The organism is Serratia sp. TSA_130.1, from assembly GCF_052691795.1.
Map to the genome: position 1 here is coordinate 176,493 of NZ_JBQZFS010000003.1, position 19,155 is coordinate 195,647.

Here is a 19,155-nt window from a genome sequence, read left to right on the forward strand (position 1 = left end):
TTTTAAGGCAGTATCAGTTTTGAATAATTTCAACCGTATGATTTTTCCCATCATCCCGCAAAGGAATGTTGTCGCCAGGCAGTACGATGCTATCCAGTGTGACACGATACTCTCCCTCTCCGCGTGAAACTATAATCTGATACTGGCTTTCACCATATTGATATGACATCGAAAAAGAGGACCACTCATCCGGCAATCTGGCATGGACAGTAAAGGTAGCACCGGAGCGTTTTATACCCAGTAATTCCTCGGTAAGTAAACGGTAGGCCCAGCCTGCGGAACCTGTATACCAGCTCCATCCCGCTCGTCCGGTATGGGGAGCGACACTATAGACATCAGCACTCATGACATAAGGCTCAGCTTTATAAATCCCAACCGAGTCTGTATTAAGGGTATGATTTATCGGGTTGATCATTGACCAGAGTTGCCAGGCGCGTTCTGCATTTCCCATCCGTGCAAATGCCATAACGGCCCAGATGGCGCCATGTGTATACTGCCCCCCATTTTCCCGCACGCCGGGCAGATAACCCTGGATGTAACCCGGGTTAGGCCCATGACCATCGAATGGTGGTGTTAACAGCCTTATCAACCCGCCATCATTATCTACCAGGTGCTTATCCAGCGCCTGCATGGCCTGTGCACATCGTCCCGCGCTGGCGGCCCCGGACAATACAGACCAGCTCTGCGCAATCGCATCTATCCGGCAGTCCTGCGAGGCTTTCGAACCCAGGGGAGTACCATCGTCAAAATAACCGCGCCGGTACCATTCGCCATCCCAGGCGTGAGTTTCGAGATTGTTTTGCAGGTGCAAGGCCTGCGAACGACACATCGAGGCGACACTGTCATCCTGCTTGCGCTCTGCCAGTGCGGTAAACCGCTGCAAAATGTCATACAGGAAGAAACCCAGCCAGACGCTTTCACCACTGCCTTCGATACCAACCCGGTTCATCCCGTCATTCCAGTCACCTGCCCCCATCAGCGGCAGACCATGCTCCCCGAAGCTCAGTCCATGTTGAATCGCTTTGACGCAGTGCAACCACAGTGTCTCTTCGGTGCCGCTGACTAGCGGCGTGTCATAGATAGACTCTTCACCGGGCTGGAGCAGGCGACCTTCCAGATACGGTATGCGCATCTCCAGCACATTCATATCCCCCGTCGTTTCCACATAGTGGCAAACGGCAAGCGGAAGCCACAGGTAGTCATCAGAACAGTGGGTACGAACCCCGCTGCCGTGTGGAGGGTGCCACCAGTGTTGCACATCTCCTTCGATAAATTGCCGTGATGCGCACAGTATTATCTGTTCGCGCATTCGGTTCGGGGCTGCATGACTCAGTGCCAGCGTATCCTGCAACTGATCGCGAAAACCAAATGCGCCGCCGGACTGGTAGTAACCACTGCGAGCCATGAGGCGACAGGCTACGGTCTGGTATAACAGCCAGCCGTTGACCAGTAAATTCACAGATGTATCAGGCGTATTAACCACGATTTTATCGAGCACATGGCGCCAATAGTGGTGAACGCGGTTCAGCTCCAGGCGGGCCGCATCCTCATTGAGATAGCGAGTAAGTATCTCCTGAGCCTGGGCATGATTATCTGCCGCGCCAAGGACAAAAATAAACGTTCTCTGGTCTCCGTCAATAAATGTAGCCGCTGACTGGAGGGCTCCACAGGGATCGAGGCCGGCGCCGGTTTTACCCGAGAGTCTGCGCAGTTTCATGGTGGATGGGCTGCGCAACGAACCATTACGGCCAATAAACTCCCGGCGATCTCCCATCAACGAACAATAATTACCGCTGACGGCAAAAAATGCAGTGCGCTCGCCACCGTTGTCACCATAAAAGTTATTTGCCATCACACCGCAACCGCCAGGGATACTGGCAGCATGTGTCACGATATGAGGAGCGGAGCGGATTCGTGACTCTCCGAGCGTCCACTCCACGTAGCCCGTGACGGACAGTTTACGAGTGCGTCCCGAATTGTTACTGAGCGTCAGGATTGCAAGTTTAACCGGGGCCTCTTCGGCAACAAATACCGTCAGCTCACTGTCTATACCACTCTCCCGATGGGTAAATACGCTGTAGCCAAAACCATGGCGTGTCAGGTAATCCCCTTGTCCGCGCGTAGGTAAAATCGTAGGTGACCAGCACTCACCACTCTCTTCATCACGCAGGTAATACGCCTCACCGCTACGATCGCTCACAGGATCGTTCTCCCACGGCGTTAACCTGAATTCATGGGCATTTTCATACCAGCTATAGGCCTGCCCCGCATCCGAAATCACACTGCCAAAACGGGCATTCGCCAGTACATTTGCCCAAGGGGCGGGCGTTGACTCATTTTCCCGGAGCACAATCTGATATTCCCGGCCGTCATGAGAAAATCCGCCGTACCCATTGAAATGGCGCAACTGGCTGGTATCGGGGGCCCAATCTGTATGTTGGTTACTCTCCGAAACAATATGCGGAATCAACAGTCTGGCCGGAGGTTTTGGGGTGTGAATACGCTGATTAAGCTGTTCATTAATTCCACCCGCACGGTCATCGAGATAAAGACAAGCCACGCTCATCAGCAGCAGCTTATCCTCAGTGGTGAGGTGCTCGCCATTACGAACAAAAAGGCCGCCCGTTTTATCCAGCAGACTGGCTTCTGACCCGGCATAAATTAAATCCATAATTTGATTTTGCAATCCCTGCTGGTATCCCCCTGGGCTGTTATTCAGGATCACCAAGTCCACCTCCAGCCCTTTCAGCCGCCAGTAGCGGTGTGCCTGAATCAGGGTGGTGACGGAGGCGACACCTTCCTCGCTGGAAATGCTGAGCAGCACTATCGGCAGATCACCTGAGATTGCCCAGCCCCACAGGCCGGACTGACCACGCCGATTATGGCTGATGGTCTGGCCCTCGGCACGCAACTCCTGACTGGGATAAAGTACTGCGCTGGCAAGACGATTAAACAAGGTGGCATCATCTTCACTGGCGTTTATCTGACGTAATGCCACCAGACTATGCGACCACGCCAGTTCAAACACGCGGTCAGCGATAGGATAGTCGCGATATTTTTCGAGCAACGCCAGGCTTTGCTGGCGGCTTTCACTAATGCCATAAACGATATCAATCGTGACCGGTTGCCCAGGCTGCAGGATGATGGCATGACGTATCGCCAGTATAGGATCCAACACTGAGCCCGATGTATTGCTGAGCGATCCGCCTTCCTCGATTGCCCGAGCATCAGCTGGGCTTCTGCCACGTCCAATGAACTCTGCCCTGTCTGTTTCAAACGAGACGCTCTTATGATGAGCGCCATGCACCACCATCATGTGAAACAGGCAAGGGCTCGACTCATCCGGCGAGCGCGGGCGCCGGTGGCAGAGGATAGCGTCACGTTCAGGATCAAGCTCGGTCTGGATAAACAAATTGCTGAACGCTGGATGTGCCAGATCGCTGGCATCAGACGCCAGTACCACTTCGGCGTAGGTTGTCAGTTCCAGAGAGCGCGGCTGGCGGCCACGGTGCACCAGGGTGATACGTCGCAGTTCAATATCATCCTCGGGTGAAACAACAACCTGGGTTTTGACGCTGAGCGTCCCGAAGGTGCGCCTGAATTCCGCCCCCGCATCGGTAAATATCACTTCTTCGTCGAGCCCGATAGCGTTGCCTGCCGGTTGCCAGGTATTGCTCCATATCTCACCCGTCTGCATATCGCGGATATAGCAGAACGTTCCCCAGTTATCCCGGGTGGTATCACTTCGCCAGCGGGTTAGGGCAATATTATTCCAGCGACTGTAGCCTCCCCCGACAGCCGTCAACATCAGATGATAATGGCTGTTGGACAACAGCTGAATTTCCGGAACCGGTGTGTCCACCCCGTTGAAAATACGAGGTTCATAGCGTACGGGTTTGACCCTCCCTTCATGAGATTCAAAATGACGGCGCGGGCTGTAGAGATCGACCGCATCCGGCACGCGCTCCTGTAACAATAAACTCGCTGACTGGAAGAGCGTGCTGGACATAAATCGCTCAGTCATGGGGGCGTCAAGCAGCACGTGGGCGAGCGCCTGAAATGCCATGCCTTGATGATGTGCCATCCAGGATTGCACTACCGCATACAGTTGACCGGTTGCGAGGCGTGAAGGGGTATAATCCAGCGCTTCATAGAAGCCATACTCACCCTGTGCGCCATTTTTTTGCAGTCGGAACAGGTTTTCACACGCTTTTTGCGGTGAGACCATCAGCGCCAGCAGGGTGGCGTAAGGGGCAACCACCATATCATCGGCAAGTCCCCGACGCAGACCGAGCCCTGGCACGCCAAATGCCTGATACTGATAATTTTGCTGAACATCAAAAGCATGATAGCCAGACTCTGATACCCCCCAAGGCACCCCACGCTCTTTACCCCAGTGTATCTGGCGCATCACCGCCGACTGGCTCATTTCATCAAGCAGACTGCCTGGCCACATGGGCATCACCAGATTAGGCATCAGGTATTCAAACATCGAACCGCTCCATGACATCAGGGCAGTTTCATTGTCTATGGTGGTGAACAACCTTCCCAGCGCGTACCAGCTTTTGAGTGGCAACTGATTCGCCGCAATGGCGAGGAAACTGGTCAGTCGGATTTCAGATGGGAAAAGATCGTAATGGCTTTTGTCTGACGTATTCGTGTCACAGTTGTAACCGACACTGAGCAGACTGGTTGCCTCACTGTACAGAAAGGCGAAATCCATCCGAGCATGGTCATTCAGCCGTTGTTCAAGCTCGGCGATAATTTTCAGCCGCATTTGAGCTTGCGCCGTCACGGACGCCGGAGGCGTTCCTTCACCGGTAAATGTCGCACGGGCCAACCAGTTCAGCGTCGGCAGCGTCTGTTTGTTCCAGGACGCTGGCAACCAGTCGAGTAGTAGCGACCATTCATGGCCAAGTTGCACCAGCTGATTTTCCAGATGTTTTGTCCAGCGTACCTGAAGGAGGGAGTCTTGATGACATTGCGTTGTCAGATGGTTGCACTGAGTGCGCATTTTTTTCAGTTCGCTGAAAAGCGCTGGCGGAGACAGTGACACCGCACTTTGGCAGTGTTTGCGCAGTAGCCGCAAAGCGGTAGGCGCGCTTGAGCCCCAATGTTTCTCCAGAATATCCAGCGTATCGTTCAGCCCGGCCAGCATCTGTTCGATGTTTAAAACAGGCTGATGGCGCATGGCAGATAGCCCTTCACGCAATGTCAGTAAATGACCCGCCATATTGCCACTGTCGACACTTGAAACGTAGCGTGGGCTGAGTGGTGCCAGCGTACGGGTGTCATACCAGTTATAGAGATGTCCCCGGTAGTGTTCCATTTTGTCCAGCGTATCAAGCGTTAGCGACACGCGCTGCAATACCTCCCCGCCGGAAAGATAACCAAAGTCCCAGGCCGTCAGATTGGCCAGCAAGGAAAGGCCAATATTGGTAGGAGAAGTACGGTGAGCCACTGTCGGTTGCGGTATTTCCTGATAGTTGTCAGGCGGAAGCCAGTTCTCTTGCGCTGTGGCAAAGGTTTCAAAAAATGCCCAGATTTCACGGCTTGTCTGGCGTAGCAGCTGTTTTTGCTCTTGGTTCGGCGAAAAGGCCTTACGAACGGGTTGGCGGCTCAACCCTTTCATCAGCAGGGGGGCCAGGCACCATAACACACTGACCGGCAAAGCGATCGCCAGTAGCTGCGGCGCAATATGTACGGTCAGAATGGTGAGTGCCACTCCGCCAACGACGTTCAGCCACATAGCCTGGTAGAAACGGCCAACCGAAGTTCTGGCCTGATTGTCGTCAGGGCTATGGCTGACCCACTGGCTGAGATTGCGCTGGCTAACGCCCAGACGCCATAGCGTCACGATAATCGCATACAATGAATATCCGGCTTCGTGCGGCAGTATTGCAAAATTAAGCCCGATGCCTGACAGACGCTTCAGCGCCCCTGAAGCTACCAGCAACAAATGCGGTTTCAGGTGGCGGCGAAGGGGCTTATGCAGCAGGTCATAGAGGATGCTCAGCATTGCAGGTAACAGCCATATCAGCGCCAGCATGCCAAGCCAATAAACCGGATTAGGCACCCAAAGCAGTGTCAAGAACAGCAATATCAGTAAAGAGGGGGCGACGAGACTGCGGCGCAAATTATCAAACAGTTTCCAGTAAGATAGTGCGGATAGAGGATTCTTATCCCGGCTTCCATCCGCTTTTCTGACGCGTAATTTCAACCAGTTCAGCAGTTGCCAGTCACCCCGGATCCAGCGTGAGCGGCGTGCAACATCCGAAAGGTAATTATTGGGGTACTGTTCATAGAGTAAAACTTCACTCAGCAGCCCCGAACGCGCGTAGCATCCTTCCAGTAAATCATGGCTGAGAACCAGATTTTCAGGACAAACGTTGGCCGTGGCTTGAACAAAGGTATCGACATCATAAATCCCCTTGCCCACGAACGATCCTTCCCCAAAGAGATCCTGGTAGATATCGGAAGACATCATGGAATAGGGGTTATTGCCAGGTGCGCTGCTGCGCATGGCCGCGTATCGCCCCTGGCCATTATGCGGCATCGCCTCCGCCAGTCCGGGCTGTAGAATGCCGAATCCTTTGACCACCCTCTGGCGTACCGGATCATACTCTGGCTTATTCAGCGGATGCGCCATCGTCGCGACCAGCTTGTGTACCGTATCGCGTGGCAGCACCGTGTCGCTGTCCAGCGTAATGACATATTTTATATAGCCCGGTAAAAGATGAGCAGGCATGTCTGCAACGCTGACAAATTGCGCCGCAGGATGGCGCAGCCAGTCGTTCAACAACGCCAGTTTGCCCCGCTTGCGTTCATAACCCATCCAGGTCCGCTGAGAAGGGTTCCATTCAGGCTGCCGGTGCAGCAGATAAAAACGAGGGTGTCGGGATGGATAGCGGCGGTTAAGCGCCTGCATATCGGCGATCGCCTGTCTGAGGAGGGCTCTGTCTGCAGACGCTTGTTTATTTTCTGCATCGGCAAAATCGGTGAGCAGAGCGAAACAGATGTTTTCGTTTTGATTCCCCAGCCAACATACTTCAAGACTGGTGAGGAGTTTGCTGAAGCTTTCGTGACTTGTCAGCATGCAAGGGATGACGATCATGGCTGCACTATCTACGGGAATACCGGCTGAAAAATCCATCCTCGGTAATGGGCGGGGGATTCGAAAACGAGTGGTGGCATCGCTGAGCAGATCACTTGCTAATTGGCTAACAGCAATGACAAGAGGCAATGCCACAACGATCGGCAGCCAATAAGTTCCTTGCTGCGCAGTTTCATGCAATACCCCGGCCACCGTTGCTGTGGTCAACAAACTCAGACTGCCAAGCCATGACAGCAGGGATATTCTGTTGAAACTGTGCCGCAGGCGTATAAACGTTGAGGTGTCAGCCAGCAGATGAATTTCCAACTCCTCTCGACCTTCGCCTACCAGATAATAGCCAATGTGGGACTTCGATGTGTCGGGAGCGTTCTCCCTGGTAAGAGCCAGTAACCGGCTGGCTACCTCAGGCTCACTGAGGCCGCTATCTCTGGCCAGAATCTCAATGACGTGGCGGTAATGATCCCGAGTATCAAAGTGCATTTGGGTATAGATACCGGCAGGATCACGGCGTAATACCTGTTCAACGGTGCTTATCGCCTCAGCGAAATCAGCCCAGTTCGTTTCGCTCAGTAAACGCAACCCAGCGATGCTGTTACTGACTGAAAGCTGACTGGCAGCGAGCTGTTGATTGAAGCGATGAATCAGTGCCTCGGTTGTGACCCCCTGTTCCGCCAGGCACTGGTCAACCCAGGTCAGAGGCAACGACACAGCATTGCCATGCCCCTGCAGACGCCGTACTAACTCCGCGACAAATGCACTGCTCAACGGAGGACGTGAGCGCGCCATATCGGCGACTACCATGATTAAGTCAGCGGGAGCATTCTCTGCACATTCGAAAATTCTTGTTATCCACGCATCTGCCAGGTTTCGTTCCCGCTGAGCCTTTACGACTTCCATGCTGATGCGGCGAAGATTTTCAATCAGAGCCAGGCGCAGCATGCCCGGTAGGGCCCAAATTTCGCCCAACGTCAGTGGGGTGACCTGTTGATAGGCAGTGATATAGCTGGTCAGGCTGGCAGTGTCCCAGCGGCCATCGCCGTGCGCAATGGCTTCTGATGCAATATCATAAATTCGCGGACAATTCTGAGGCGATATCAGGGATGGGAGACCTTTGCCGAAGCTTTTCGGCAAGTGTTGGCGAACGATGCGAATTTGCTCCTCAATAAGGTAGTAATTATCCAACAACCACTCCCCGGCAGGCATAATGCTCGCTTTTATACCTGAGTTAAGCTCGTAGCAGTTCTGCGTGATAGCGGCCTCATTGTTGCCGAGCCTTTTGAGAAGGTAGTAGGGAAGCTTATCTGGAGATAATTTATGGGCACGTGCCAACTTTTGGCCGTAACGTTCCATCTGAGATGTTGAAAACAACTCTGATCGTACCGCCCCCTCACCTGCAGGATCGTTAGCGGCAAGCGGCGATCGTTCGGTTTTTTTTGCCAGAATTCGGGAGTGGCTAAACCATGCCCTGGGGTTCATTTTCATAGAGTTGCTCAGTTGCGACGTTAATGCGCAGGAGCAGTTGCGAAATCAGTTCAGAAGCGTTCTCTCAGGATGGATGTAAGCCATCCGGGATTTAACAGCTGCTTGAATATGTCTTAGGTGTACTCACAAAATTTAGCATCACCATGTATCAGAGTTTAGCGTGACTTGACAAATAGCGCTTTACATTCAGGGCAAAGCATTGCTTGTTTCAGTCGAAGCTTGCTAACCGCCTGAGATGACTTGAATCCACAAACAGGGCAAATTACAGCAGATCTAGATATGCCGCCGATGTACTTCATTGCGTAATCGATAAAAGACATATGGATTAACCTTTCAATGAATGAGATTTATCATATCATTGATGGTCGTTTTTTGTACTGTTAATATTTTGCTTTTATTATAGTGCATAATTATCATATGCTTATGCTAAGCATTAGCCCGAAATTATAAAATATACGATGTCAATCAAGTCAGGTTGCGAGAAAAAATTGTATTTTACTGATTTTTACTTCCTAGAACGTTTTACAGCAACTTTTCAGCAGCAGCAAAAATCTCGTCGGATGTTAAATCACGATCAGAGGCGACATGAACAATTGTGTGGTCACCTGTCCGAGAGGCTAATCCCGCCGTCATTATAGGTAATTGAACTCTCTCTCCATTCGGATAAGAGCGTGAAATTGTTTTTACGCCGTCCTGAAGCTCAGTGATACAAGATGGCGCAGAATTAAAAAAAATAATGACTTTTATCATGGTGTTACCTTATTGATGGATTCGTGTTTGTTACAAAATATTTAGTGGGGAATTAATCGTCCAAAAACAAAATTTATAGCCTCCCTATCAACATAAAAGCTATTTCAATGTGATATATATTATTAAATTCCTACTTGGGTGTGAGAAGTCAGAATAGTACACTAATCAAAGAAAGGTAGATTGAAAACATTAGCTATAGGGGCTGAATATATGACTCATTTAAACCGACATTTTCTGCGGTTTACTTTTAATAACTTAGTCTTACACCCTTATTAAAGAGATAGCAATGTTTATTTTTAGCCGTCTAAAAGGCCAGGGTGAATGTGTAAGATTGAGATGGATTTTTTATTCATTTAATGTATACTCAAGGCTGTTTTCATCTTATAAGGTTGTTCTTTGTTCCAAAAAATGACAGGCATCATCAAAATATTTGATAATAAAACAGGTAAAGGATTAATTATCCCCTCTGATGGAAGAAAAGACGTACGAGTACACATTTCAGCATTATCATCACGTGAAACTCAAACAATCACCCCTGGAATTCGAGTGGAATTTAGAAGAGTGAATGGGCTTAATGGGCCTACGGCAGCAAATGTCTATCTTTCCTAACATCATTAGAATTATCTTCATTAACAGTAACATGATTAAAAATCCACATCCAATGCTTGATTAATAATTAAGGCTATAGAGAGATTCACTCCACCTTATTAATTTTCAGGCTAACATGAGTTAAGGTGGTTAATAAAAATAATTTGCTCATCATCCGTCCACCCTCCCTCGAAATATTTGTCTCAAGAGTGATTTAGAGTGCTATTGGACCTCCTGGTAGACGTGCCACAGTTGGCTGTATGGGGAAAATGCGGATTGACGATCGATGCGACTGCAAGCAGTCGGAGACATTGAACCGCGCCATATCTGATTGATAGAAGGCAAAGCAACCAAACGCGCCACTGTTGAAATAGTCAGCGTAGTTCTGAACATTAACAACTACGACAAAAACGATACCAGTCAGGCCCTGTCTATAAGACTTTGGCATTAATCGGTGCATTGGTAGGAAAAGGGCTATGCACTAAACATATGGTGCCTGATATATCCCTACTACCACAACTATTGGGCCTGTGAGGCTGCCGCGCTGTGACAGGAGTTGATAGAATCTTAACGTCGTAGGTATCAACAGCATGAGCGTGATGGCGACTATCGCCCGGTGGCTGGCCAGTGCCGTTAATAACCCCGCCGCCACTATCGACAAACTGGAGTCGGCGCGCAAATGTGCCTAGGTCGTCGGTAACTCGCTGATTATCCTGCCCGACCAGGAAAAGTGGAGTGGTGACGAGGCGGGTATCAAGGCCATCACCGGCGGCGATGCGGTCGTCATCGATCCGAAATACCGCGACGCCTACGCGGCCTACATCCCTGCAGTTATACTGGCGGTGAATAACAACCCGATGCAGTTCAGCGACCGCAGCGGCGGCATCTCGCTCCGCCGGGTGATCCTGACGTTCCCAGAGGCTATCGCCTCTGAAGAGCGTGACCCGCTGCTGCTAGCGAAGATCACCGAAAAGCTGGCGGTCATCGTGCGTCACCTGATGCAACGCTTTGCCAACCCGAACGAGGCCCGCGCACTGCTCCAGGCGCAGCAGATTTCGGCAGAAAACCTGGAAATCAAACGGCATGCCGATCCGCTTATTGATTTTGTGGTTACCTGACGGTGTTGGGCACCCCGGAAGGGGGATGATCGGTAATGCCAACATCACCCCGCCGAATCCGCGCCGCTACCTGTACCACGCCTACCTGTCGTTTATGGCCGCAAGAGGCTATCAGCACGTGATGAACCTGACGGCGTTCGGCCAGGCGGTGCCGCAGACGTTGAAAAAGTATGAGCATACGCTGCTGAAACGCCGCACCAAGTAGAGAATACAAACCAACCTGATATTGAGTGAGGAGTGTGAAGCGGACTGGCTGCCGAAGTGCGGGGCGGTGTGACGATGAGTGGGTCGATCGGCCGGGCCGATCAATAGGCCATTATTGATCTGCCGAACCCATTGGACGCTCAATCGCCGCGACGCCTATAGTGGCAGTGATCCAAACACACGCAGCAACACCAGGGCATCCTATCGGCCGCTGAACGGCCAATATCACAACGACAAGCGCTCCCCAAACCGGCTCAGGCCGGTTTTTTTGTGCCTGCGATTTAGACTGTTCACCCTATAGGTGAACAGGGGTGTACACTGAGAAGGCAGCCATACACCCATCAATGCATTGAAATAAAAGGATAAAATGAAAGGGTGTATAGGGTGAACAGTTTTTCTATAAATCTTTTTTTTTGGCTGTAAGTCCAAGAAATGAATGCTGCGATCAGAAAAGGGCGACGGTAAATTTATGCGTAACAATATTTTTGGTTTGGGTTCGTGACACGGAACCTAACCGAGTTCTTTGTATGGTTGAATTTTATGCTGTTGTCAGAGCGATAGTCTAATCTTCCAGCGTTTCACGAAATTTATACTGGGGGCACAAAAGGGGGCATAATCTTAATTATCTTTTAATAATTCTATATTTTTCAATGCATTGATTATTGATTTGAGTCCGGCCTTCGCACCATTAAGTACCGCGTGAACAAGAAGCCACCGAAAGGTGGTTTTTTTGTGCCTGTAATTTGCCCGCCTCAACTATTTGCCTACTTTACTCTGTATTGACGTATTTCTCATTTCAGTAAAAACCGGATCTTCCTGATGCTTTCCTAAGGCCTATCTGATTGACCTTAAAGGTTAAAATGACGTTTCATTGAACTCTTTCGGATCAAGGAGTTCCAGGATGGAGCCACAACAGGAAGGGATCACGCGGGCGTTAACACCGGGCGAAGTCAATCTGGCACGCTCGGTGTTTGGCAGCACCATTTTCTATCAGAGTGTGTTGGTCCATTGCGACAGCTACCTGCCATTTGGGTTGCAGAATCAGTACACGGCGATGAGCCCGAATGGGGAGTTGTACTTTCGTAGGGTTTTATACCGACCTGATTTTACGGTGCATCATTTGGCACAGCACCTGTTTATCCACGAGATGGCACATGTTTGGCAGCATCAAAAAGGCATGTGGGTGCGTACCCGTGGGCTTCTCAGTTGGGCGGTGAGCTATCAATATCGGCTCGATCGGCTGCTGTTGCGTGAGTATAGTATGGAACAGCAAGCATCGATAATTGCAGACTATTTCTACCTCAAGAAGTTTGGCGTTAGCGATTTTATCGGTTTATACGGTAGGAATTACTCAGGGATAGTAGACAGAAGTACATTGTCAAAATTTCAACCCATAATCAGAAGCGCAGGGCTGCCACTATGAAAAAACTCCTCTTACTCTTTATTCCTCTTTTTATCTCTGGTTGCCCTATGGGGGATAAAGTCAATTTACGCCCGGCAAAAGCAACGACCGTCGGTAGCAAGATCTGCGTTTTTGTCGATAAGAATGACATGGAAAGAGAAGAGTCCATTCTCACGGTAGCCATATGGAAGTATGGCAATGATAATTATGTCTATGAAAAATCATATGCAAACACGCCTGTTGCATTGGAGCCTGGGAAGTGTGTTCCTGGCATCGATGAGTATGATTTTATCCCTGGTGAAGGATACAGTGTTATTGTCAGTACGCCTTTGCATCCGTATGAAGCCGGGTTTATCGTGTGGAAACGGGGTGAAGAGGTTATGTTGAAATCGAATTAGTTTTTTAGGGGATAGTTTGTTGGAAAAAATGCTGTTGGGAAAACAGTATGGATATAATAGCCAACTAAATTATCTGTGTTTTATATTATTGAACTGAATACTTCTTGCTATGATTTTCATCATAGCAAGAGAGTGTTAAATAGTTTTTAAGGTTGTATATACATATTCGGCAATTTTCCGCGCGAATTTTACAGGAACCGCGTTGCCGATTTGTTTTGCAACCTCAATTTTTGTGCCACAAAACTTGAAGTTATCTGGGAATGTCATAATCCTTGCTGCTTCCCGGTGGGTAATAGGACGATGTTTTTCTGGATGCAGATAACGTCCTTTTTCCGGTTTAAAAAACTCAGTTCGTATTGTTACTGATGGGCGATCCCACCATAAACGCCCAAATAAATCTGTACCACCGCTTGGCTTGTTTATCCAACATTGTGGTGTAATTTCTGGTGCATTTTTCATGAGATCAAATCGGTTACCACCTGGTGGTACTGACTTGTATCTACGTAAACTAACTTCTGTTGGAGTTCGGCCAAAGTGTAGATCATAAGGAGCTGAAATATTTCTAATTTCAACGCCTTCAGGATCATCAAGATCGGCGATAACAGATTTGACATCTTGCCAAGTAGGTAAGTCTGCATTTTGGGCTGCTTGCTGAGGGCTTACATGCGTTTTGGCCGGTGGAAATTCAGGAAGCGAATCTATGGAAAAATGCTGCAAGTTGTACCCAATGACTATAGCTCTACGTCTTGTCTGAGGGACGCCATAGTCTGCTGTGTTCAAGACGTCGTAAACTAAGTGAAAATCCATTTCTTTGGCACGGGCCTGAATGTCCAAAAATTCATCACTCTTCAGCAATCCGGGCACATTTTCCATGATAAACATCTTGGCGCCGGAGGATGCAACGATGTCCATATAGGGTTCCCATAATGCACGGCGATGGTCACCTTCTCGTTTTTTATTCAACAGGCTGAATCCTTGGCAAGGAGGCCCGCCGATAACGATATCAGCCTGAGGTATCGAGTCTTGCTGAGACAGCCATTCCTCAATGTTTACCGCAATGCAATGGTTGCCTGGAAAATTCGCGTTGTAGGTATCACATGCATGTTGGTTGTTATCAATAGCCAAAACTCCTTCAAAATCAGGATGATTTTCGCCGAACATGAAGCCTGCACTTAGGCCTCCAGCCCCACAGAATAGATCGATAACTTTATAAGCCATGTTTAGACGCAACCTGCCAACTTTGTTGATGAACATGCGTGTATTCTAACGTTTCAAGAGGGAGATCTAAAGCACTTTATACTGTTTAAATATACATATCATGCTCATTGGGGGAGGGTGCTTAACTTAGGCATTCATCCTACATGCAAGTGGCAGGATTTTTTTAACTGATTAATAATACTTTATTTTTATGTAAGTTAGAGAGATAATTCATATATTTGATTCATAAAGATGTGGGGCTATATGAATAATTCATCTCTAGAATATATTTCTGATCTAGATATAAATAAAGTTATATCTTATTTTAAAAATGTAACTGGCGGTTGTGAGAAGTTTATAGAAGTAATAAGAAAGTCTTTTGATGAAGTTATTGATGGACCAAGAACTGCGCGCTATGCTTATAATCAATTAGAAAAGACTGAGAAAACCTATCTGGGTACTAAAGTTGAGATATTGTTACGCTCTGCATTTTCTCTTGAGCATGGAAATATAATGGATTATAAAATCGATGGCATTGAGGTTGATTGTAAATACACAGGGAATGGATGGGGGTGGAACATACCTAAAGAGGCTATTAATCATATTTGTATTTTGATTAAGGCAGATGACGAGAAAGGCACTGCTAGTTTGGGGGTTGTACGTGCAAGTAGTGACATTTTGAATCAAGGTGCAAATCAGGATGGAAAGAAAACCATTAGTGCTTCTTCACGAGGAAAAATAGTATGGGTATTTGATAATGTCAAAATACCTATTAATCAATTGTTTTTGATGGATCCCGTAACTCGAGAAAGAATCATGGGGGCGTCATCCGGCCAGCAAAGACTTAACGAGTTATTTAGGATCTACACCGGTAAAGTTATAGAGCGGGAAACTATAGCTACAGTTGCTTCTGCGAAAGATGATCCAATGAAAAGAGTGCGTGCAAATGGAGGTGCTAGATCTTATCTTGCTGAAGAAGGGATTATTATTTTAGGACATCAAAATGAACATCCAAGAATTTGTAGAGAGTTAGGATTACCAAAAATTAAAAAGGGCCAGGTAATATCAGTGAGAATAGTTAAAGATTCTAATGGGATATGTAAAATAGATAATGATTTTTGGCGTGTAGCAAATGAAAATGATGATGTTTGTCAAGGGCCTAAATCTTACTGAATAGGTAAAATATTGGCATCCCACTCCATTAATAATTTTAAGAGTATGGGAATATGGGTAAGAAGGAAAATAATGCTGTTCTCGGGAATAGAATGGCCTTGGTTAAAACAAAAGGCACTGAAATTGAAATGTGGCTGAGGTTACGTCTTCATGCTCGTGGATTTCGTTACCGTGTAAATGTCCATAAATTACCTGGAAAACCTGATATCGTTCTTCAAAAATATAAATGTGTAATTTTCGTCAATGGCTGTTTTTGGCATTTGCATAATTGTCATTTTTTTCAGTGGCCGAAAGAAAACCGAGAGTGGTGGGAGGTAAAACTTTGCAATAATAGGAAAAGAGATCTTGAGATTCAGGATAAACTAAGAGAAATGGGATGGCGTGTTATGATTATATGGAAATGCGCAATTCAGGGGAGAGTAAGGCTTGAAGAAGATGTCATACTTGAATTGGTTAGTTCTTGGATAAAAAATGGAGGCCCTTTACTCGAGATATCAGGCAAAGGGACAGTGTAATTTATTCTTTTATCAGTCTATTTATTTTTTTGTATATCTCTTCAAGTACGGTCATTTTATCCCTGGAATAATGTAGCTCTCGATGACAGTTAGGACATACTGCAACTGTATTACCTACTGTATCTGATCCTCCATTAGCTAAAGGTTTTAGGTGGTGAACTTCCAAATATGGTCTATTTTTGCTATCTGGAAAAGGTCCGGATTTTTCGCAAACTTCGCAAATACCTTTAGCTTCTTGAAGTATATAGGCTTTTATTTTTGGGTCTCGAGCAATGGTAATAATTTGTCTTATGGTTTTAATTGGTTTTTTTGTTCCATCGGGTTGAGTGGATATACCTTTTTCTAGAATATTTTCTACTTGAATTTCAAATTCTTTATTTTCTTCTTCAAAAGTTTCTTTATCGTGGATAAAAATTAATTCAATAATTTGTTGTAATTTTTTGGTGCCAACATGAGATGCGGGCTTTAATCCCTTTAACCACTCCCTACCAAGAGTGTGATATGCATAGGAAATATTCTGCATTCTGTACTCGAAAGATTTTGGCGAGCGGCCAAATTTCTCACCGAGTTTTTTATAATATGATAACTTGGAAAAGTTTTCATTAGATTCGGATTTTCGCTTCATTTCTATATATGCTAGTACTGATGCTTCTAAATCTTCTTCACCCCAGGTGTATCTCTCGCTAGCCATCATGCATTCATCATGTCATCAAATAATATTCATTTTATGAATATTATTATGAATTGCAATTTTTATATCATGCTAATTGATATCTCTTATAGTTTTTAACTTCGCGCTGAAAGTTACTGAGCCGAAATTTTCACACATTTTTTATTATCGTATTGTTTTTTAAAGACATATCAAGGGTGATTGATTTACATCACCCTTTGGTATCAGAGAGTTTCTTGTTCTTCCGTTGCTGTTAGCCTTCCATCTCCCGCAACGCCCGCCCATAAAGGTTACACAGCGCAGGAACCAGATGCGCTGTAGCATTGAGATAGCGATTCAGCTGTTCCCAGCCTTCAGTGTCCAGCTGTGGGGTCTTTTGCAGTAAGTGGCCGAACAGCATTAGGCCGTGGCACAGACCTTCCGCTTGCTCGGCAGAGAGTGCGGCCAGGTCTAAGAGTTCTGAGGGATTGAAAGCGCTGAGGTCGAGGTGGTTAAACAGTTGGCGATAGAGGGTGAGGGTGTTGGCGATGGTTTCAGAAGCGTTGGGTAAGTAAGTGTTTTCCATATCGGCTATTTCCATTGGGAGAGAAATACCGCTACCAGAAGAGACGCTAAACTCGGGTGGTAGCTCGAACGGCGTTAGCGTACCGGCCCCAACGGATACCGGCCTTCCCGGAGGAAGCACCGCCCGAGCCACCATTGTTTGGGTGCGCATCGGCATGCTCGAATTTATACCATATTCGAACAGGGTTGGGGGATTCGGAACGCTAACTCCGGCTGCGGATTTTGCCGCAGCGAAAAAACTATAGCGTTATCAGTAAAAGGATAAAATAAGCTGTATGGAATTACAGTTTTTTTGCTTTCAGCATTGGAATACAGATCGCAGTTATTTATGGTGCTCTTTTATATTTGTAATGTTTCCTATATATAGCGAATATAATCTATGTCATTACATTCTCTAAATGAATGTTATCCTCAGTAATCCTCTATTCGCGCTACGAAGTGTTAACCATTCCAGTATTTATCCTTTCTAGAGCTTATGTTAATCATACGGCCTTGCTAATTCACGGATGAACGAACATGGCGAATGAAGATGAGTTGCGTATTGCCTTGTCGCCGGTGCAGCTTGCGGCGGTGCTGTCTGATGAAAGCGTCACTGAAGGTGAAACGTTCAGTAACCGTCTGCTTGGCGGTTTGGGGCTTGCCGGTGGTGTCGTTGAGCTGATGGGGGCAGGGGTGTTGTGCTATGCGCCGGATCCGACGTTTATCACCAAAGTTGGGTGTGTGGTGGTGGGAACGCATAGCCTGGACAGCATCAAGGCCGCTTCCAATCAGATGATTACCGGGCATCCAACAACCACCGATACTTATCAGTCTGCCGTTTTATTGGCGCAAACATTGGGTGCCGATCGGGAAACGGCCTATAACGTTGGTTTAACGGTCGATATTGCCGTGCCTTTTGTCTTTGCCGGAGCGGTTGGCGCTGCCAGAGTCGCATCCGTGCGTATGGGGCGGGTTAAGCTGGTTGAGCATGAGTCCGTTAGCGGTAAATATCCGGGCGGGCACACATTGGCTCGGCATATAAATATAGCTCCGGAAGCGCTTATTGCCAGGCTAGCCAGGCGCCCGAAACTGATCGCAGCAAGCACCTTCAGGTCGGTAAAAGAGGCCGAAAAGTATGTTTCTGTTACGGTAAAGGCGAACCGCGCAGATATTATGAATTGGGTAAAGTACGCGTCTCCCGGCAGCCGTTTGAGTGTGTATCACAATTTCACAGAATCAGTGGGTTATGGGGTATTACGCGGCAGTACTGACGTCCATCAATGTCACCGGGTTGGCGTTGTGATTGAATTTACCCGCTATAATGGCAAACCTTACTTTATCCTTAGCGCTTTCCCTGCGAGATAAGCCGATGAAAACCAGCGAACTTGATAACCTGATCGTCGTTTATTTTGGTCAAGATTATGACCTGATAAATGCAGAGGGCGATATTACTGCGCTGATCGCAGAGTACATTCGTCTGGCGACTCATCAGCAGCGCGAGGCTTTGGTCAATGAGATAGATGCGTTATTGGCGCAGGATAATGTGGAGTCCTTATTCAGCCAACGTTTCGGTTTTACTTTCAGCCCGGAGCTATGGGGAACCACCGTTCCCGCATTCCTGCAACAGGCAAGAAACGCTGTGGTTAAAGCGCTTTGAGCACTATCGTGATTCGCAATCACTTCAGCGAGCTCAGTAGCTTATTCAGTATTTACTTCGGTCAGGATTATGATCTGTTTACTGATGCCGAAACGGCCGAGGGTGTGATTGACGGCTTCCTTAAGCAAAACGGTAGTCAGGTCATCCGCGATATCCTAGAGGAAGCCAAGAATTTCAGGCCACTTATGCGGGGCGTATAAACGAGGGCATGGCGGAGCATTTTTCAGATGAGTTTATGCCGGAGAGCTGGGCACTACCGCGGTAGCGTTCTTTGCCATGTTGCAACGAAAAACAAAGCAAAAGCTGGGGCAGCTTAAACGAATTTAAGCCCCCCAACCCCCCCC

General features: G+C 47.8%; 14 protein-coding genes and 1 pseudogene. 9 read left to right on the forward strand and 6 right to left on the reverse strand.

The window, feature by feature from the left end; all coding sequences use genetic code 11:
* Nucleotides 1–13: 13 nt before the first annotated feature.
* From ACUTQY_RS13940 to ACUTQY_RS13950, 3 genes are all read right to left on the reverse strand, one after another.
* Nucleotides 14–8,596 carry a glycoside hydrolase family 94 protein gene (locus tag ACUTQY_RS13940; RefSeq protein ID WP_206359009.1) on the reverse strand — a complete coding sequence of 2,861 codons (8,583 nt, stop codon included), beginning with the start codon at nucleotides 8,594–8,596 and terminating at the stop codon, nucleotides 14–16.
* A 155-nt stretch (nucleotides 8,597–8,751) separates the two neighbouring features.
* Entirely contained in the window at nucleotides 8,752–8,916 is a 165-nt protein-coding gene (locus ACUTQY_RS13945; protein ID WP_216606217.1) for a YnfU family zinc-binding protein, read from the reverse strand.
* 202 nt (nucleotides 8,917–9,118) lie between these two features.
* Nucleotides 9,119–9,346 carry a hypothetical protein gene (locus tag ACUTQY_RS13950; protein WP_071525954.1) on the reverse strand — a complete coding sequence of 76 codons (228 nt, stop codon included), beginning with the start codon at nucleotides 9,344–9,346 and terminating at the stop codon, nucleotides 9,119–9,121.
* Between the two features lie 396 nt (nucleotides 9,347–9,742).
* Between ACUTQY_RS13950 and cspF the strand changes: the two genes are divergently transcribed.
* The 4 genes and pseudogenes from cspF to ACUTQY_RS13970 all read left to right on the forward strand — a co-directional run bounded on the left by cspF (nucleotide 9,743) and on the right by ACUTQY_RS13970 (nucleotide 13,056).
* Nucleotides 9,743–9,955 carry a cold shock-like protein CspF gene (gene cspF, locus ACUTQY_RS13955; RefSeq protein ID WP_072022372.1) on the forward strand — a complete coding sequence of 71 codons (213 nt, stop codon included), beginning with the start codon at nucleotides 9,743–9,745 and terminating at the stop codon, nucleotides 9,953–9,955.
* A gap of 557 nt (nucleotides 9,956–10,512) precedes the next feature.
* Nucleotides 10,513–11,329, forward strand: a pseudogene (locus tag ACUTQY_RS13960) (primase-like DNA-binding domain-containing protein); the annotation flags it as partial.
* Nucleotides 11,330–12,157: 828 nt separating this feature from the next.
* Complete coding sequence (locus ACUTQY_RS13965; protein WP_046688146.1) at nucleotides 12,158–12,679, forward strand: hypothetical protein; 522 nt, start codon at nucleotides 12,158–12,160, stop codon at nucleotides 12,677–12,679.
* Nucleotides 12,676–13,056, forward strand: a complete 381-nt coding sequence (locus ACUTQY_RS13970) for a putative T6SS immunity periplasmic lipoprotein (protein ID WP_046688147.1) — start codon at nucleotides 12,676–12,678, stop codon at nucleotides 13,054–13,056. Before ACUTQY_RS13965 ends, ACUTQY_RS13970 begins: the two co-directional genes overlap by 4 nt.
* Before the next feature lie 135 nt (nucleotides 13,057–13,191).
* On the opposite strand, the gene ACUTQY_RS13975 is transcribed toward ACUTQY_RS13970, so the two are convergent.
* Nucleotides 13,192–14,274, reverse strand: coding sequence for a DNA cytosine methyltransferase (locus tag ACUTQY_RS13975; protein WP_072055896.1), 1,083 nt, complete (start codon nucleotides 14,272–14,274; stop codon nucleotides 13,192–13,194).
* Nucleotides 14,275–14,517: 243 nt separating this feature from the next.
* Between ACUTQY_RS13975 and ACUTQY_RS13980 the strand changes: the two genes are divergently transcribed.
* The gene (locus ACUTQY_RS13980; protein ID WP_167337857.1) at nucleotides 14,518–15,426 is read left to right on the forward strand and encodes a NaeI family type II restriction endonuclease; all 909 of its coding nucleotides are present in this window, start codon (nucleotides 14,518–14,520) and stop codon (nucleotides 15,424–15,426) included.
* A 53-nt stretch (nucleotides 15,427–15,479) separates the two neighbouring features.
* A complete protein-coding gene (locus ACUTQY_RS13985) occupies nucleotides 15,480–15,941 on the forward strand; it encodes a very short patch repair endonuclease (protein WP_084710315.1) in 462 nt (153 codons plus the stop codon).
* A gap of 1 nt (nucleotide 15,942) precedes the next feature.
* Here ACUTQY_RS13985 and ACUTQY_RS13990 read toward each other — a convergent pair whose 3' ends face one another.
* Together ACUTQY_RS13990 and ACUTQY_RS13995 are read right to left on the reverse strand one after the other, a co-directional pair.
* The gene (locus ACUTQY_RS13990) at nucleotides 15,943–16,635 is read right to left on the reverse strand and encodes an HNH endonuclease (RefSeq protein WP_084710316.1); all 693 of its coding nucleotides are present in this window, start codon (nucleotides 16,633–16,635) and stop codon (nucleotides 15,943–15,945) included.
* A 229-nt stretch (nucleotides 16,636–16,864) separates the two neighbouring features.
* The gene (locus tag ACUTQY_RS13995; protein ID WP_046688149.1) at nucleotides 16,865–17,176 is read right to left on the reverse strand and encodes a hypothetical protein; all 312 of its coding nucleotides are present in this window, start codon (nucleotides 17,174–17,176) and stop codon (nucleotides 16,865–16,867) included.
* 515 nt (nucleotides 17,177–17,691) lie between these two features.
* On the opposite strand from ACUTQY_RS13995, the gene ACUTQY_RS14000 reads away from it, so the two are divergent.
* The 3 genes from ACUTQY_RS14000 to ACUTQY_RS14010 are packed head-to-tail and all read left to right on the forward strand — an operon-like array spanning nucleotide 17,692 to nucleotide 19,011.
* Complete coding sequence (locus ACUTQY_RS14000) at nucleotides 17,692–18,519, forward strand: RNase A-like domain-containing protein (RefSeq protein WP_046688150.1); 828 nt, start codon at nucleotides 17,692–17,694, stop codon at nucleotides 18,517–18,519.
* A gap of 4 nt (nucleotides 18,520–18,523) precedes the next feature.
* Nucleotides 18,524–18,811 carry a contact-dependent growth inhibition system immunity protein gene (locus ACUTQY_RS14005; RefSeq protein WP_072055874.1) on the forward strand — a complete coding sequence of 96 codons (288 nt, stop codon included), beginning with the start codon at nucleotides 18,524–18,526 and terminating at the stop codon, nucleotides 18,809–18,811.
* Nucleotides 18,808–19,011, forward strand: coding sequence for a contact-dependent growth inhibition system immunity protein (locus ACUTQY_RS14010; RefSeq protein WP_046688152.1), 204 nt, complete (start codon nucleotides 18,808–18,810; stop codon nucleotides 19,009–19,011). Before ACUTQY_RS14005 ends, ACUTQY_RS14010 begins: the two co-directional genes overlap by 4 nt.
* The last annotated feature ends 144 nt before the right edge of the window (nucleotides 19,012–19,155 follow it).

What these genes read in the sequence shown, in the direction of transcription:
- ACUTQY_RS13990 (WP_084710316.1), bottom strand. Translation starts at nt 16,635, where the DNA reads ATGATGGCTAGCGAGAGATACACCTGGGGTGAAGAAGATTTAGAAGCA.
- ACUTQY_RS13975 (WP_072055896.1), bottom strand. Translation starts at nt 14,274, where the DNA reads ATGGCTTATAAAGTTATCGATCTATTCTGTGGGGCTGGAGGCCTAAGT.
- ACUTQY_RS14000 (WP_046688150.1), top strand. Translation starts at nt 17,692, where the DNA reads ATGGCGAATGAAGATGAGTTGCGTATTGCCTTGTCGCCGGTGCAGCTT.
- ACUTQY_RS13970 (WP_046688147.1), top strand. Translation starts at nt 12,676, where the DNA reads ATGAAAAAACTCCTCTTACTCTTTATTCCTCTTTTTATCTCTGGTTGC.
- ACUTQY_RS14005 (WP_072055874.1), top strand. Translation starts at nt 18,524, where the DNA reads ATGAAAACCAGCGAACTTGATAACCTGATCGTCGTTTATTTTGGTCAA.
- ACUTQY_RS13995 (WP_046688149.1), bottom strand. Translation starts at nt 17,176, where the DNA reads ATGGAAAACACTTACTTACCCAACGCTTCTGAAACCATCGCCAACACC.
- ACUTQY_RS13965 (WP_046688146.1), top strand. Translation starts at nt 12,158, where the DNA reads ATGGAGCCACAACAGGAAGGGATCACGCGGGCGTTAACACCGGGCGAA.
- ACUTQY_RS13985 (WP_084710315.1), top strand. Translation starts at nt 15,480, where the DNA reads ATGGGTAAGAAGGAAAATAATGCTGTTCTCGGGAATAGAATGGCCTTG.
- ACUTQY_RS13945 (WP_216606217.1), bottom strand. Translation starts at nt 8,916, where the DNA reads ATGTCTTTTATCGATTACGCAATGAAGTACATCGGCGGCATATCTAGA.
- ACUTQY_RS13950 (WP_071525954.1), bottom strand. Translation starts at nt 9,346, where the DNA reads ATGATAAAAGTCATTATTTTTTTTAATTCTGCGCCATCTTGTATCACT.
- ACUTQY_RS13980 (WP_167337857.1), top strand. Translation starts at nt 14,518, where the DNA reads ATGAATAATTCATCTCTAGAATATATTTCTGATCTAGATATAAATAAA.
- ACUTQY_RS13940 (WP_206359009.1), bottom strand. Translation starts at nt 8,596, where the DNA reads ATGAAAATGAACCCCAGGGCATGGTTTAGCCACTCCCGAATTCTGGCA.